This is a genomic window from Caballeronia sp. NK8 (genome assembly GCF_018408855.1).
In the GTDB taxonomy this organism is placed as follows: Bacteria; Pseudomonadota; Gammaproteobacteria; order Burkholderiales; family Burkholderiaceae; genus Caballeronia.
Genome location: NZ_AP024326.1, coordinates 396234 through 410858 on the forward strand (window position 1 = coordinate 396234; position 14625 = coordinate 410858).

Genomic DNA, 14625 nt, shown 5'->3' on the forward strand with positions numbered 1-14625 from the left:
TCGCTCTCTCACATCGGATTTCCGGTTCATCCAGCATGACACGGCTCGCACGGCACTACGTCCCAGAACAACCGCAGCACGTTATCTTGCAGGGGTTCACGGGCCCCGCCTTCCTGGACGAAGGAGACTATCTGTACTTCCTCGCCTGCCTGGCAGACGCAGCGCGCGTCGCCGATCTGGCCGTCCACGCGTGGGTACTCATGCCCGAGGCGGTACAGTTCCTTGTCACCCCTTCGTATGAGTCGAGCGTGGCCATTACGTTGCAGGCCGTTGGCCGTCGGTATGTCGAGACTTTCAATCGCCGCCATGGACGCCGCGGTGCGGTATGGCGTGGCGGGTACCGAGCCGCAGTGATTGAGCCCGACCGGTACTTCCTGCTCGCAAGCCAGATCATCGATCAGGCGCCGGTGCGCAACCGCCTTGTAGCCGACCCGGGAAGCTACCGGTGGTCGAGCTACGCGCACCATATCGGGCTGCGTGTCGATAGCTTTATCAAGGACCATCCACTTTACGGGGCGCTCGGCAATACGCCGCTCGAGCGCTACCGGGCATACCGCGATCTGGGCGCACATCCTGCTGACGAACGCGAGGTCGATAACCTGATGCAGTCGACCCTCGAGGGCTGGGTGCTCGGCAGCGCCGCGTATTGCGAGTGGGCTGCGCAGACAGCCAACCGGCGTTTAATGCCGCTGCTGCTGCGCGACCGGCCGCAGAAAGAACGTCAGCGTACTTAGGCTGCTCATCGCTCGCTTCGAGCTATTCGACGCGACGCCGCGTTGAAATAGCCGAGGCTGTGGAAATGACCAGATCGGCGAAGCGCCTTTCGTCGCGGTCGGCATGCCACCGCGATCTCGCCACCGCGATATTCACCGCGCCGATCCCTCGCCCGTGCGCATTGGTGATGGCCGCCGCAGTTGAAATGTCGCTGACGAAGTACTCGTCTTCTGTATGGGCGTACCCCTGCCTGCGGATTTGCGCGATCCGGTCTTTGATCTTGCGTGGCTGATACACGGTCGACGACGTGTACGGCACGAGATTCGTGCGGGACAGGAGGTCGTCGATCTCCCCGTCAGGAAGCGTTGCCAGGATCGCGAGTCCCGGCGCCGTGCAGTACGCAGGCAGGCGCGAACCGGTAATCACATGGGCGTTGAACACGTTGCGGCTCACGATCCGCAGCACGAACACGATGTCCGTGTCGTCCAGCACGGTGAGATTGGTGGCCTCCTCCGTCTCCGAGCCGAGTTGCTGGAGATAAGGCGTGGCCCGGCTCACGAGCTCGTTCGATGTCAGATAGTGGTAGGTGAAGTCGAGCAGCCGGGGCGACAGTTCATACTTGCGGCTGTCCGGATCCTTGAAAAGATAACCGAGGGCGGCGAGCGTGAAGGTGAAGCGTTGCGTCGCGCTCATGTCGAAGCCGGTGAGCGACGAAATCTCCGACAGCGACAACTGACGCTTGCTGCCGTCGAAGGCGGTGAGCACTTTCATCGCCTTTTCGACGGACTGCACGTACAGGGACGATGCACTCGGATCCGCCGCCTCGGCCCGCGGCTTCGTCGCTGGGCTCTTGCGTTTGCGCGGGGCTTTGGGCGCTTCGATCATCACAGGTTCGTCTTTTCGATTGTTGGCGGATTATCGCATGGCCCTAACACCCTATCGTTTGCCGATATCAGACCCGCGCTTCGCCCATTCGGTCCCATGCGTCGTCGACGCTGCGCGGCAGCAGATGCTTCCTTATACGCTCGCTGGCCGTGAGTTCGAAGCTCGCCACCGCCCGGTAATAACGCGGCAACTGGAAACTGGCGAGCCGCTCGCGCGCCCACGCGTGCAGGATGTTCCAGTCCACCGGTTCTTCCTTGAACTGCACGTTGAGCAGGATATCCTGTTCGCCGATCGGTGACGCCACGCCGATCGCAGCGCTCGCGCGAATGGCCGGATGCGCCGCGAAGATGCGCTCGATCTCCCACGCCGAAACGTTCTCGCCGCGCACGCGCATGCTGTCCGTTTGCCGGCCGATGAAGAATAAATCGCCGTCGGCGTCGCGCCGCGCGCGATCGCCCGTGTGCAAGCGGCCGCTGCGCAGGGCGGCGCTCGTCGCGTCGGGATTCTTGAGGTATGCCGGCAGGAACGTGCCTTCCACCTTGCTCGACAGCACGATCTCGCCCGCTTCGCCCTCCTTCACCGGCTGGCCGTTTTCATCGAGCAGTTCGATCTCCATCCATGGCAGCGCGCGACCGATCGACCCCGGCTTGCCCGTTGCGTTCGCAGTCGCAAAACTGGAGCATTCGGTCATGCCGTAGCACTCTCGCAAGCGCACGTTGAGCCGCTCCTGCACCGGCGCCCAGGCCGAGGCGCTCACACCCGCGCCCCACGCGACGCGCAACGTGTGCCTCTCGGGCTGGGCGTCCGGCGGCAACTGCATGAGGATATCGAGCACGCCCCCGAGATAGTGCAGTTGCGTGGCGCCCGCGCGCTCGATCTGCGGCCAGAACTGCGAGGCCGAGAAGCGCGGCACCGCGTGCAGGCTCACCGTTTCGAGAAACGGCAGCAACAGCATCTGCGCGCCGCCGATATGGCACAGCGGCTCCCACAGGAACATTCGGTCGCCTTCGCGCACATCGGCGACGCGCAGCGCGGCCTCACCCGCAATGCGCATCATCCGATGCGTGAAGATCACCCCCTTCGGCGCGCCCGTCGTGCCTGATGTATAGATGATGCACAGCGGATCGTGCACACCGATATCCGGGCTCGTGAATGCACTACTTGCTTTTCGCGTGTCGAACGCGGGCAAACGCACGCGCCGTGTGGTCCCGCAGTCGATCGTCGCAGAAGCGGCGTCGAACTCGTCCTCGATGATGAGGAGCTTCGGTTCGGCGTGCTGCACCAGATATTCGACGCCCGCGGCGCGCAACTTCGTATTCACCGGTACCCACACGAGCCCGCTCAGCACGAGTGCATAGATCAGATGCACGTGCGCCGCGCTGTTGCCGAGCATAACGGCGACGCGATCGCCCGGAGCGAGTCCCTCTTCCGCGAACCAGCACTGTAGATGCGCGACGTGCCGCGCGATGTCGTCGCAGGTAATCGCCTCATCGTCGAAGTGCGCGACGGTGCGCGCCGGGTCGCGGCGCAGTCCGGCCGCGAGCAGTGGCACGCAGTCGAGTTCGTCGTCTGCGTGGCGATGAGCGAAGTATTCCGTATAGCGATGCATAGGGTTACCGATTGAGAAGCCCGTGACTCAGCGCGCGCGGCGCTTGAGCCAGGAAGAAACCGCCACGACGAGCGCGATGAGAATGACGAGCGTGGTCGACACAGCCGCGAGCGTCGGCGTGATCGCAAGCTGGATGTCGTCCCACATCTGCTTCGGCAGCGTCGAATTGATTCCGCCGCTCACGAAGATCGCGATGGTCAGATCGTCGAAGGAAACGAGGAATGCGAACAGGAACGCCGCCGTCACGCTCGCCATGAGTAGCGGCAGCACGATCGACGTGATGCGCCGCAGCGGCGACGCGCCCATCACGCGGGCTGCGTCGTCCAGCCGCCAGTCGAAGCGCTGGAAGCCGGCCGCGAGGGTGACGACCACATAAGGAATCGCGAGAACCGTATGCCCGAGCACGAGGCCGAGATTGGTGCCCGTAAGCCCGAAGCGGCCGAAGAGATACAGGAGCCCCACCGCGACGACGATGCGCGGCACGATCAGCGGCGCGACGAGCAGCGCGAACACGGGCTTGCTCACGCGGCGCGGCATGCGCGTCATCGCGAGCGTCGCGCCGAAGCCGAGCAGAAGCGACAGCAGCGCGGTGCCCAGACCGACTTCGAATGAACGGATGATGGCGCTGTGCCACACCGGCGAATCCATGAAGGTGCCGAACCATCGCGTGCTGAAGAACTTCGGCGGAAACGCGATGTAGTCGCTCTTCGTGAACGCATATGGAATCACCGAAAGCACCGGCGCGACGAGCATCGCCATGATGACGCACGTATAGAGTCCGAGCGGGCTTGCCGCGCGCGCGGTCGTGTCGGCGCGAACCTTGCGGCGCATCATCAGCGGCGCGCAGACGCGGCCCGCCGTCATCAGCAGCGCGAGCTTGAAACCCTGTGCGCGCGAGCCGCGCGAACGTTCCGTCACTTCGCCCGTCAGCGAGGTCAGCCCGACCATGCGGTCGTAGACGAAAAAGATGACGATCGAGCAGACGAGAAGCACCGTCGAAAGCGCGCCGGCGAAGCGCATGTCGAAGAGTTCGAGCACGGACGAGATCACGAGTTGCGCGATCATCGTTTCCTTCGGCGAACCGAGCAGCGCCGGCACGATGAAGAACCCGAGGCTGGAGATGAACACGAGCAGCCCCGCCGCCGCCACGCCCGGCGACGAGAGCGGCAGAAACACCGTGAAGAAGCTCGTGCTGCGTTCAGCGCCGAGCGTCTCCGCCGCCTGCGCGAGACGGTCGTCGATGCCGCGCATCACGGGAAGCATCGTCATGACGGCGAGCGGCAGCATCGAATGCACCATGCCGATGAGCACGCCGGTCAGCGACGGTATCGTGCCGCTCGTCTCGCGCACGAGACCGAGCGAAAGCGCGATGGTCGAGAGCACGCCGGTCTTCGAAAGCAGCAGCATCCACGCGTAAGTCTTGACGAGATAGCTGGTCCAGAAAGGCAGCATGATCCAGAGGAGCCAGCGTTCGCGCACGCGCTCCGACAGCCGGCTCAGCATGTATGCGACCGGATAGCCGAGCAGAATGGACAGCGCCGCCGTCAGGAACGATATCGCGAAGGTGATCCACAACACCTTGGCGTAGACGGGCGTGCGCGCGATGCGCTCGAACTGCGCGAAGCCGATATTGCCGTCGGGGCCAACGAGGCCGCCTTGCAGGATTTCGCCGACCGGCACGACGAAGAACACCAGCAGGAACAAGAGCGTGGGCACGATCGGCAAAAAGCGCATGAAGCGCGCCAGCACGACGGACCGGCCGCGCCGCGCGGCCTCGTTTTCGCGGTGCGCATGAAGAGCGATGGTCATGACGGTTCCTCAGGCGTGTAGCAGCGTCGTGCGATGCGGGTCCCACGTGAGGCCGACTCGGTCGCCGACGCGCGGGCTCACGCTGCGCCCGCAGCGTACGGTCAGCTCGCTGCCGTCGCTCATCGAGAGATGCACGCGCGTGTCGCTGCCGAAGAACACGACATCCGAAATCGTGCCGTCGACAAAGCCGCTCTGCGGTTCGACGATGCGCGGCGCCTCGGGACGCACGAGCAGCGTGTGGCGCGTCGCGTGCGCGCCCGACGCGCCGGTCGGCAGAGGGATGCGGCCGCCCGCCGCGAGCAGGATCGGTTCGCCGCTGGCGCCTCGTGTCGCGTCGAGTTCGCCTTCCAGCAGATTCGAATGGCCGATGAAGCCCGCCGCAAAGCGAGTGGCCGGACGATCGTAGAGATCCGCAGGCGTGCCCACCTGTTCGATGCGCGCCTGGTTCATGAGACAGATGCGATCGGAAAGCGTGAGCGCTTCGTCCTGATCGTGCGTCACGTAGACGAAAGTCGCGCCGAGTTCCTTGTGCAGGCTTCGAATTTCGGCCTGCATGTGTTCGCGCAGCTTCTTGTCGAGCGCGCCGAGCGGCTCGTCGAGCAGGATCACCGAAGGCCGGTACGCGAAGCATCGCGCGAGCGCAATGCGCTGCTGCTGCCCGCCCGACAGCTCCTTGGGAAAGCGCTTCGCGTACTCACTCATGCGCACCATGGCGAGCGCGTCGTCGACTGCGGCGCGCACTTCATCGCGTGACTTGCGGCGCATGCGCAGACCGTATGCCACGTTGTCCCACACGCTCATGTGCGGGAACAACGCGTAGCTCTGAAACACCATGCCGATGCCGCGCTTGCCTGGCTCGACATGCGTGACGTCGCGCCCGTCGATTTCGATGCGCCCCGCGCTCGGCGCGACGAGGCCGGAAATCATCTGCAACAAGGTCGTCTTGCCCGAACCCGAGGGACCGAGCAGTGTCAGGAATTCGCCCGCCTGCACGACGAGGTCCGTCGGTTCCAGCGCGACTGAATCGCCGTAGCGCTTCGCGATGCCGATCGCCTCGAGTTTAGAGCTCATCATCCGCTCCTTACGAAATGATCCAGGAATTGAACCGTTCGGTGACCTTCTGGCGGTTCTCTTCCCACCATTGCGGGCTCGGCAGCTTCATGTTCCTGATGTTGTCCGGGGCCGTCGGCAGCAGGGCCGCGCGCTCCTTGCTGATGGTCTCGAAGGACTTCCTGTTGGTCGGGCCGTAGGCCAGCGTGCGCGTGAGCAAGGCCTGACGTTTCGCATCGGCGCAAAAACGCACGAACTGTCTGGCCTCCTCGGCGCGAGGCGTGCCCTTCGGAATGCCCCAGCCTTCGATCGAATAGAGGCCCTGATTCCACACGATCGTCACCGGCGCGCCGTTGTCCTTCGCGGCTTGCGCGCGGCCGTTCCAGGTCGAGATCATGTCGACGTCGCCACTCTGGATCGCCTGCATCGCCTGCGCACCGGACGTCCACCAGATGTTGATGTGCGGCTTGATCTTGTCGAGGCTCTTGAACGCGCGGTCGACGTCGAGCGGATAGAGCTTGTCGAGCGGCACGCCGTCCGCGAGCAGCGCCTGTTCGAGCGTGTCGAGCGGACTGCGGCGCAGGCAGCGGCGGCCCGGGAATTTCTTCACGTCCCAGAAGTCCGCCCATGACTTCGGGCCGTTGTCCTTGAACTTGTCCGCCCGGTACGCGAGCACGGTCGAATAGACGTCGACGCCGAGCCAGTTGGGCGTAATGGCTTCGGGCATGATGTCCGGATAGTCGCTCGCTTTGAGGCCGATCGGCTCCAGCAGGCCTTTCGCTTCGAGATACGGAATGTCGGCCGAAAGGGTCAGCGTCGTGACGTCCCACACATAGTTCTTCGTTTGCACCATCGCCGCGAACTGCGCGACCGGTTGAGACTCGCGCGCGACGCTGACGACCTTGATGCCGGTCGCCTTCTCGAACGGGTCATAGAAGGCTTCGCGATATGCGGTCGTGTACGGGCCGCCCGGGTCCGATACGACGATCTGCTTCGTTTGAGCGCGTGCGGCCAGCGGCATCGCGCCAGCCACGGCGAGCGCGCCCGCGCCGTGCAAAATGCGGCGGCGCGCCGGGTTGAAGTCTTGCGTCATGGTTCAGGTCTCCCGCACTGCGGTTAAGAAGAAGCGGCTCGACTTCAGCCCGGTTTAATTGGCCCGATTCATTTGGCGCGCTTTTTGAAGAACTCTTCCATCATGCGAGCGGGCTCGCCGGAGTCGTAGGCCTCGCGCTGGATGCGCATGCCCGCCTCGATACAGTCGACGAAACCCGGCTCGGTCATCTCGCGGAAACGCTGTTTGTCCAGACGCATCGCGACAGGCGGCTTCGCGGCAAGCTCGGTGGCGATTTCCAGCGCCTTCTCGAAGACCTTGTCCTGCTCGACGACGTGATGAATCAGCCCGATGCGATAGCACTCGTCGGCATCCATCAGACGGCCGGTGAGCGTGAGTTCGATGGTGCGCGACATGCCGAGCATCGAATTCATGATCCACGGGCCGGTCGTGCTGGCGATGCCCGCATTGATCTCCGGCTGGCCCATTCGCACGCCCGGATGACCCACGCGGATATCTCCGAGCAACGCGACCTGAAACGCCGAGCCGGCGGCCGTGCCGTTGAGGGCCATGACGAGCGGCTTGCTCAGGCCACGCAACGCCGCGTAATAGCGCTGCCACTCCTTGACCCACGCCACGGCGCGTTCGCCGTCGAAGTCGTGCGCTTCCGACAGATCCTGCCCCGCCGAAAACGCGCGGTCGCCAGCGCCCGTCATGATGATCGCGGCAACATCGTCGTCGGCATTGAAGCGCTCGAGCGCCGCGATGATCATTTCGCGCATCGGCGTGGTCCACGCGTTCAGGCGATCGGGACGATTCAACGTGATGACCGCGACGCGGCCGTGATTTGAAAACAGGACGTCTTGGCTCATGGCTTATCGCATAGCAATAGTTAGTGGTGTAATGCAATATAGGACCATCAAAAATACGGTGCAAGCGGGTTTACGCGAAAGCAGTGCGAATCGATGAAAAGTTGCCCTCCCCGACATTCGCCACGCGATGCGACGCGGGCAAGCATTGCTCCCTTGCTCTCCTTACGTGGAAACCCTTGGTTGACGCAGCTACGAACCTGGACGCAAACTTGAAGCGCTTCAAATCCGGCTCGAATGAGACAGGACGCGCCGTGTGTGGCGACCGTGAATCGAATCGCTAACACGCAATTCTTAAAATAACAACAGTTTCGCGCCTAGTATTTGAAGCGCTTCAATTTCAAACAATACATGGAGACACCGCATGCCGACGCGCCTTCCTCGCACGATCTTTCGCTCACTCGCCGCCGCGTGCATCGCTGCATCGAGCCTCACCGCGGCGCAGGCCGCGGACATCAAGATCGGCGCCCTCTTTCCTTTTAGCGGCGGACTCGCGTTGCTGGGCGACGAGAGCTATCGCGGCGTGCAGCTCGCCGTCGATGAACGCAACGCCGCGGGCGGCATCAACGGCGAAAAAGTGGTGCTCGTCAAAGCCGATGCCGTCGATGCAAACCAGGCCGTCGGCGAAGCACGGCGTCTGACTTCGGTGGAGAACGTGTCGGCGGTGTTCGGGAGCTACTCGTCGGCGGTGTCGTCGGCGGCGACTCAAGTAACCGAGCTCGCTGGCGTGCCCTTCTTCGAACTCGGTGCGACCGCGGACACCATCACGAGCCGCGGCTTCAAGTATCTGTATCGCAGCAACTCGACCACGAAGACCTTCGCGGACGGCACGCTGGAAGCACTCACCAAGGTCGTCGCGCCGCAGTTGAAGGTGGATCCGAAGACGCTGAAGATCGCCATCATTGCGGAAGACGGGCCGTACGGCACACTCGTATCCGGCTTTCAGAAGGAAGGCGCGAAGAAGCTCGGTCTGAACGTCGTGCAGGTGCTGCCGTACTCGGCGAAGAGCGTCGATCTGTCGTCGCTGATCCTGCGTCTCAAGGGCGCGGATGTCGATGTCGTGCTGCAAACCTCTTACCAGAACGACTCGATCCTGTTCTTCCGCCAGGCCGCGCAAGCAGGCTTCAAGCCGAGGGCGGTGATCGGCGCGGGCGGCGGCTACTCGCTCGCGGATACGGCCAAGGCCGTCGGCGCGCAGATGAACGGCGTATACGACATCGACTTCCCGCAAGTCGCGATGAACGAAAAAGGCGCGCCCGGCCTGGACACGTTCACCGCCGAATATCAGAAGCATTTCGGGATGGCGCCGCGCTCGGGTCACAGTCTCGTGAACTATGTCGGCGCGAAGGCTTTCCTCGACGTTCTCGCCAACGCGAAATCCACCGACAAGGACAAGATTCGCGCGGCCGTGCTCGCCTACAAGAAAGCGGCCGGCACGACCGCGGCCGGCTGGGGCTTCCAGTTTGCCGACAACGGCCAGAACCAGCTCGCGACCACCAACGTGATGCAGTGGCAAGGCGGCAAGCTCGTGACCGTGTATCCGGAAGCGGTCGCGATCGCCAAGCCGGTCACGGCGCAGTAAATCCGCCGCACTCGCTCCGCCGCAGTCAATCCGCGTTTCTCTTTCACTCGAACCGCGTGGCGCCGACGCGCTGCGCGGTCTCCAGGAAAAGTGCATGTCCATTCTTCTGCAACTTCTCGTCAACGGCCTGTTGCTGGGCGGCGCGTACGCGATCATCAGCATCGGCCTGACGCTGATCTTCGGCGTCGTGCGGGTGGTCAACTTCGCGCACGGCGAACTGCTGATGGTCGGCATGTACGCCGTGTGGCTGCTCGCCGCGAAGCTCGGCTGGCACCCGTATGTATCCGCGGTGCCGGTCGCCTTGCTTCTGTTCGCCCTCGGCGTGCTGATCCAGCGCTTCATCATCCAGCCGCTGCTCTCGGCCGACGCGCACATCCAGATCTTCGCGACCGTCGGCGTATCGACCGCACTCGTCAATCTCGCGCTCATGATCTTCGGCGCGGACGTGCATCCCGTCGACGTGAGCTTCGGCACCGAGCACCTGCAATTCGGCGATATCAACATTGTGAGCGGGCAGCTGATCACTTTCGCCGCGGCGCTGGCGGTCGCGGGCGGCGTGCATCTGTTCCTGCAGCGCACCTACACGGGACGCGCGTTTCGCGCGGTGGCGCAGCATCGCTACGCGGCCTCGCTGATGGGCGTCAACGTGAAGACCACGTATGTGCTCGCGTTCGGCATCGGCGCGGCGCTGGTCGGGCTCGCGTCGGGCCTGCTCGTCGCGCAGTATCCGGTGTTCCCGACCGTCGGCCAGTACTTCGTGCTGACCGCCTTCGTCATCGTCGTGCTGGGCGGGCTCGGCAGCCTGCCGGGCGCGCTCGTCGGGTCGATCGCGATCGGGCTCATCGACAGTCTCGCGGGCTATTACATCTCGCCCGACATGAAGGAAGTCGTCTACTTCGCGATCTTCCTCGTCATTCTCGTGGTTCGCCCGACCGGCCTCTTCGGCCTCGGACCGGCTCCGAATAACGTTCAGCGAGGCATCCGATGTTTCCCAATCTCCTGCATCCGCGCGGCTACATGGGCGCGCTGGCGCTCCTCGCGCTGCTCGCGGTACCGTTCGCGCTGCAATCGCCGTTCGCCTTTCATCTTGCCGTGCTCGTATGCATCTTCGGTGCGCTCGCGACGGCGTGGAACATCGTCGGCGGCTTCGCCGGGCAGCTTTCGCTCGGACACGCGGTGTTCTACGGCATCGGCTCGTATGCGGCGACGCTGCTCGTCATCGACTTCGGGATCACGCCGTGGCTCGGCATGTTCGCGGGCGCCGCGATTTCGGCGGCGGCGGCGATTGTCATCGCCTATCCGACGCTGCGTCTGCGCGGGCCGTTCTTCGCGCTCGCCACCATCGCGTTTCTGGAAGTGTGCCGGCTGCTCACCGTGCACGAGGAAAGCTGGACGGGCGGATCGGCGGGCCTGAACGTGCCGCTCAATATCGGTCTCCAATGGATGGTGTTCCGCGAAAAGTGGGCGTATCTGCTGATCGCGTTCGGCTTTCTGCTGGTGACGCTGTGGGCCGCGTGGCTCATCCGCCGCTCGCGCTTCGGCTTCTATCTGATCGCCGTGCGCGAGCGCGAGGATGCGGCGCGCGCCGTCGGCGTGAACGCGGTCAAGGTGAAGATCGGCGCGGCGGTGATCTCGGCCGTGCTGACGAGCATGATCGGTTCCTTTCATGCGATGTATCTCACCTTCATCGATCCGTCCGCCGCGTTCTCGCTGGAACTGTCGGTCCAGATCGCGATGTTCGCGCTCATCGGCGGGCTCGGCAGCGTGGCCGGACCGCTTGCGGGCACCGTGCTCGTGCTGCCGATCGCCGAACTCGCGCGCGGCTGGCTCAGCTCGTTCGGCAGCGGCACGCACGGCTTCGTCTACGGCGTCGTGCTGGTGCTCGTCGTACTGTTCATTCCGCGCGGGCTCGTCGGGCATCTGGGCGCTTACGTGCTGCGCTTCATCGACCGTCTGCCCGGCGCGCGCACGCCGGCGCCCGAACCGGCGAAGTCGATCGCGCCCGCCGATGCCCTGCCGCTCGGCACGCCCTTGCTGAAGGCGGAGCATCTGAAGAAGCGCTTCGGCGGCCTCGTCGCCACCGACGACGTGTCCCTCACGCTGCATGCCGGGGAGATTCTCGGCGTGATCGGCCCGAACGGCGCGGGCAAGACCACCGTCTTCAATCAGCTCTCGGGCTTCATTCGCCCGAACGAAGGCATCGTCAAGATCCGACTCGCCGATGGCACCTGGGCCGAGCCGCGCACGCCCGATGCTTTCGCGAAGGACGGCATCGGCCGCACGTTCCAGATCGCGCAGCCGTTCGCGGGCCTCTCGGTGCTGGAGAACATCATGCTCGGCGCGTTCATGCATACGCGGGTGCGCATGGAAGCGGAATCCATCGCACGCGAAGTCGCGGAGATCACCGACCTCACATCGTTGCTCGATACCGAAGCGCGCAGCCTGACCGTCGGCGGCATGAAACGCCTCGAAGTGGCGCGCGCGCTCGCCACGCGTCCGCGCGCGCTCCTGCTCGACGAAGTGATGGCCGGCCTCAATCCCGCCGACATCGCGCGCGCGATCAGCATGGTGCGGCGCATCCGCGAATCGGGCATCGCCGTGCTGATGATCGAGCACATGATGCAGGCGACGATGGCGCTGTCGGACCGCATCATCGTCATCAATGCCGGGCGCATGCTGAAGGAAGGGAAGCCGTCCGATGTCGTCAACGATCCTGAGGTGATTCAGGCCTATCTCGGCAAGGGGTATCTCGATGCTCAAGCTGCATAACGTCTCGGCCGGCTACGGCAAGAGCGAAGTTCTGCGCGGCGTCTCGCTCGATGTGCAGGAAGGCGAGATCGTCACGCTCGTCGGCGCGAACGGCGCGGGCAAGACCACGACCCTGAAGACGCTGTGCGGCATCGTCGCGGCGCGCGGCGGCAGCATCACGTTTCAGGGACAGGAGCTCGTCGGCAGATCGTCGCACGACATCGTCGCGATGGGTGTCACGATGATTCCGGAAGGCCGTCAGCTTTTCCCTTTCCTGAGCGTCGAAGAGAACCTGCTGATGGGCGCGTTTCGTCACGCCGCACGCGGCGGGCGGCGCGAACGCATAGACGAAGTGCTCGAACTCTTTCCGCGCGTGCGCGAGCGTCTCACGCAGCTGGCCGGATCGCTGTCGGGCGGCGAGCAGCAAATGGTCGCCATTGCGCGCGGCATGATGTCCGCGCCAAAGCTCTTGATCTTCGACGAACCGTCGCTCGGCCTTTCGCCCCTGCTCGTCGAGCAGATGTTCGAAGTGGTCGGCACGGTGGCGGCGCGCGGCGTGACGGTGCTGCTCGTCGAACAGAACGTGTTCCATACGCTCAAGCTCGCGAACCGCGGATACGTGCTGGAAAACGGCGCCATCGCGCTTTCCGGAACGGGCGCAGAATTGCTCGATAGTCCCCACGTGCGGCGCGCCTATCTCGGTCATTGATTCGCCGATCCGACGCATCGCATTCAGAAACCACGGAGAAAAACTCATGCATACCGAAGTGAAGCCCGACGAACAGGTCATCGCCTACCAGTTGCAGCAAGTGCCGTACATGTCGAAGGATCTCGTGCACGGCGGCGTCATGACCGCCTGGCTCGAAGACGACAAGCTGTGGGTCCCCGCGACCGAAACCGTGTCGTTCAAGCCGCTCATCCTCAACGCGAGCCAGGGCTATTACGTGAATCTGCTGCGCGTGCGCGGCAGCGGGGTCGTGTCGCGTCATCGTCATAGCGGCGCCGTTCATGCGATGGTGCTCAAGGGCCGCTGGTACTACCTCGAACACGACTGGGTCGCGGAACAAGGCGGCTATGCGTTCGAGCCCGCGGGCGAAACGCACACGCTCTTCGTGCCCGAGGACGTGCCCGAGATGATCACCTGGTTCCACGTGACCGGCGGCTACACATATGTCGATCCGCAAGGCGTCGCGCAAGGTTACGAGGACGTCTTCACGAAGATCGAAGCGGCGCGCAGGCACTACGCGTCGATCGGTCTGCCCGCCGATTACATCGAATCGATCATCCGTTGAACGTCATGACATCCACTCTTCCTGCATCGATGCAATATATCGATCACGGCACGGGCGGCGCGCCCGACTGCATGCGGCTCGTGCAAGGACCGCTGCCCTCGCCGGGCCCGAACGACGTGCTGATCGAAGTCGCCTACGCGGGCGTGAACCGCCCGGACGTACTGCAGCGCTCGGGCTCCTATCCGCCGCCGCCGGGCGCATCGCCGCATTTGGGGCTCGAGGTGTCGGGGCGCGTCGTCGCGACGGGCGCGGGCGTCACGCAATGGCGCGCGGGCGATGAAGTCTGTGCGCTCGTGCCAGGCGGCGGTTACGCGCAATACTGCATCACGGATGCATCGCATTGTCTGCCGGTGCCCGAAGGCCTCACGCTGCTTCAGGCCGCGGCCTTGCCCGAAACCTACTTCACCGTGTGGACCAACGTATTCGAGCGCGGCCGCCTGCAGGCGGGAGAGACGTTTCTCGTGCACGGCGGATCGAGCGGCATCGGACTGACCGCGATCCAGCTCGCGCACGCGTTCGGCGCGCGCGTCATCACGACCGTCGGCAATGCGGAAAAAGCGCGGGCGTGCCGCGAAGCGGGCGCGGATCACGCGATCAACTATCGCGATGAAGATTTCGTCGATGCCGTCGCGAAGCTCACCGATGGCGAGGGCGTGAACATCATCCTCGACATGGTCGGCGGCGACTACATCGCGCGCAACATCCGCGCGCTCGCGCTCGAAGGCCGGCTCGTGCAGATCGCCTTTCTCGAAGGCAGCCGCATCGAACTGGATGCCATGCCGATCATGCTGCGCCGCCTCACCTTCACGGGCTCCACCTTGCGCGCGCGCAGCATCGAACAGAAAGCGGCGATCGCGCAGGCGCTGCACGCCCACGTGTGGCCGCTGCTCGAAAGGGGCCGCGCGCTGCCGGTGATTCATCGCGTGCTGCCTTTTGCGGACGTGCAGGCCGCGCACGAGCTGATGGAATCGAGCAAGCATATCGGCAAGATCATGCTGAAAGTGGGAGACCAATGA

At 64.2% G+C, this 14625-nt stretch carries 12 protein-coding genes and 1 pseudogene; 7 read left to right on the plus strand and 6 right to left on the minus strand.

All coding sequences use genetic code 11. The annotated features are described in order from the left end of the window. Positions 1 to 35: 35 nt before the first annotated feature. Positions 36 to 734, plus strand: a complete 699-nt coding sequence (locus tag NK8_RS34600; RefSeq protein ID WP_061118608.1) for a hypothetical protein — start codon at positions 36 to 38, stop codon at positions 732 to 734. A gap of 22 nt (positions 735 to 756) precedes the next feature. On the opposite strand, the gene NK8_RS34605 is transcribed toward NK8_RS34600, so the two are convergent. From NK8_RS34605 to NK8_RS34630, 6 genes are all read right to left on the minus strand, one after another. Continuing rightward, positions 757 to 1599 carry an IclR family transcriptional regulator gene (locus tag NK8_RS34605; RefSeq protein WP_061118609.1) on the minus strand — a complete coding sequence of 281 codons (843 nt, stop codon included), beginning with the start codon at positions 1597 to 1599 and terminating at the stop codon, positions 757 to 759. 67 nt (positions 1600 to 1666) lie between these two features. After that, on the minus strand, positions 1667 to 3208 hold the full coding sequence (locus NK8_RS34610; protein WP_213233903.1) for an AMP-binding protein: 1542 nt from the start codon (positions 3206 to 3208) through the stop codon (positions 1667 to 1669). 27 nt (positions 3209 to 3235) lie between these two features. After that, positions 3236 to 5017: an ABC transporter permease subunit gene (locus tag NK8_RS34615; RefSeq protein WP_061118611.1), complete on the minus strand. Its 1782-nt coding sequence runs from the start codon at positions 5015 to 5017 to the stop codon at positions 3236 to 3238. Positions 5018 to 5026: 9 nt separating this feature from the next. Beyond that, entirely contained in the window at positions 5027 to 6088 is a 1062-nt protein-coding gene (locus tag NK8_RS34620) for an ABC transporter ATP-binding protein (protein ID WP_213233904.1), read from the minus strand. A 10-nt stretch (positions 6089 to 6098) separates the two neighbouring features. Further along, a complete protein-coding gene (locus tag NK8_RS34625) occupies positions 6099 to 7160 on the minus strand; it encodes an ABC transporter substrate-binding protein (protein WP_061118612.1) in 1062 nt (353 codons plus the stop codon). Positions 7161 to 7228: 68 nt separating this feature from the next. Further along, positions 7229 to 7990 carry an enoyl-CoA hydratase/isomerase family protein gene (locus NK8_RS34630; RefSeq protein WP_061118613.1) on the minus strand — a complete coding sequence of 254 codons (762 nt, stop codon included), beginning with the start codon at positions 7988 to 7990 and terminating at the stop codon, positions 7229 to 7231. A 361-nt stretch (positions 7991 to 8351) separates the two neighbouring features. Between NK8_RS34630 and NK8_RS34635 the strand changes: the two genes are divergently transcribed. The 6 genes and pseudogenes from NK8_RS34635 to NK8_RS34660 all read left to right on the plus strand — a co-directional run bounded on the left by NK8_RS34635 (position 8352) and on the right by NK8_RS34660 (position 14625). Further along, entirely contained in the window at positions 8352 to 9569 is a 1218-nt protein-coding gene (locus NK8_RS34635; protein WP_213233905.1) for an ABC transporter substrate-binding protein, read from the plus strand. A 94-nt stretch (positions 9570 to 9663) separates the two neighbouring features. Further along, positions 9664 to 10521 (plus strand): annotated as a pseudogene (locus tag NK8_RS34640) (branched-chain amino acid ABC transporter permease); the annotation flags it as partial. A gap of 32 nt (positions 10522 to 10553) precedes the next feature. After that, a complete protein-coding gene (locus tag NK8_RS34645) occupies positions 10554 to 12338 on the plus strand; it encodes a branched-chain amino acid ABC transporter ATP-binding protein/permease (RefSeq protein WP_213233906.1) in 1785 nt (594 codons plus the stop codon). Beyond that, positions 12322 to 13026, plus strand: a complete 705-nt coding sequence (locus NK8_RS34650; RefSeq protein WP_213233907.1) for an ABC transporter ATP-binding protein — start codon at positions 12322 to 12324, stop codon at positions 13024 to 13026. The genes NK8_RS34645 and NK8_RS34650 overlap by 17 nt, the downstream gene beginning before the upstream one ends. Positions 13027 to 13072: 46 nt before the next feature. Then, positions 13073 to 13609: a 2,4'-dihydroxyacetophenone dioxygenase family protein gene (locus tag NK8_RS34655; RefSeq protein ID WP_213233909.1), complete on the plus strand. Its 537-nt coding sequence runs from the start codon at positions 13073 to 13075 to the stop codon at positions 13607 to 13609. 5 nt (positions 13610 to 13614) lie between these two features. After that, positions 13615 to 14625, plus strand: a complete 1011-nt coding sequence (locus NK8_RS34660) for an NAD(P)H-quinone oxidoreductase (RefSeq protein ID WP_213233910.1) — start codon at positions 13615 to 13617, stop codon at positions 14623 to 14625.

Bases quoted from the DNA above. Each gene is read 5' to 3' on its own strand.
- NK8_RS34605 (WP_061118609.1), bottom strand. From the start codon at position 1,599: ATGATCGAAGCGCCCAAAGCCCCGCGCAAACGCAAGAGCCCAGCGACG.
- NK8_RS34625 (WP_061118612.1), bottom strand. From the start codon at position 7,160: ATGACGCAAGACTTCAACCCGGCGCGCCGCCGCATTTTGCACGGCGCG.
- NK8_RS34650 (WP_213233907.1), top strand. From the start codon at position 12,322: ATGCTCAAGCTGCATAACGTCTCGGCCGGCTACGGCAAGAGCGAAGTT.
- NK8_RS34610 (WP_213233903.1), bottom strand. From the start codon at position 3,208: ATGCATCGCTATACGGAATACTTCGCTCATCGCCACGCAGACGACGAA.
- NK8_RS34645 (WP_213233906.1), top strand. From the start codon at position 10,554: ATGTTTCCCAATCTCCTGCATCCGCGCGGCTACATGGGCGCGCTGGCG.
- NK8_RS34660 (WP_213233910.1), top strand. From the start codon at position 13,615: ATGACATCCACTCTTCCTGCATCGATGCAATATATCGATCACGGCACG.
- NK8_RS34615 (WP_061118611.1), bottom strand. From the start codon at position 5,017: ATGACCATCGCTCTTCATGCGCACCGCGAAAACGAGGCCGCGCGGCGC.
- NK8_RS34630 (WP_061118613.1), bottom strand. From the start codon at position 7,990: ATGAGCCAAGACGTCCTGTTTTCAAATCACGGCCGCGTCGCGGTCATC.
- NK8_RS34600 (WP_061118608.1), top strand. From the start codon at position 36: ATGACACGGCTCGCACGGCACTACGTCCCAGAACAACCGCAGCACGTT.
- NK8_RS34620 (WP_213233904.1), bottom strand. From the start codon at position 6,088: ATGAGCTCTAAACTCGAGGCGATCGGCATCGCGAAGCGCTACGGCGAT.
- NK8_RS34655 (WP_213233909.1), top strand. From the start codon at position 13,073: ATGCATACCGAAGTGAAGCCCGACGAACAGGTCATCGCCTACCAGTTG.
- NK8_RS34635 (WP_213233905.1), top strand. From the start codon at position 8,352: ATGCCGACGCGCCTTCCTCGCACGATCTTTCGCTCACTCGCCGCCGCG.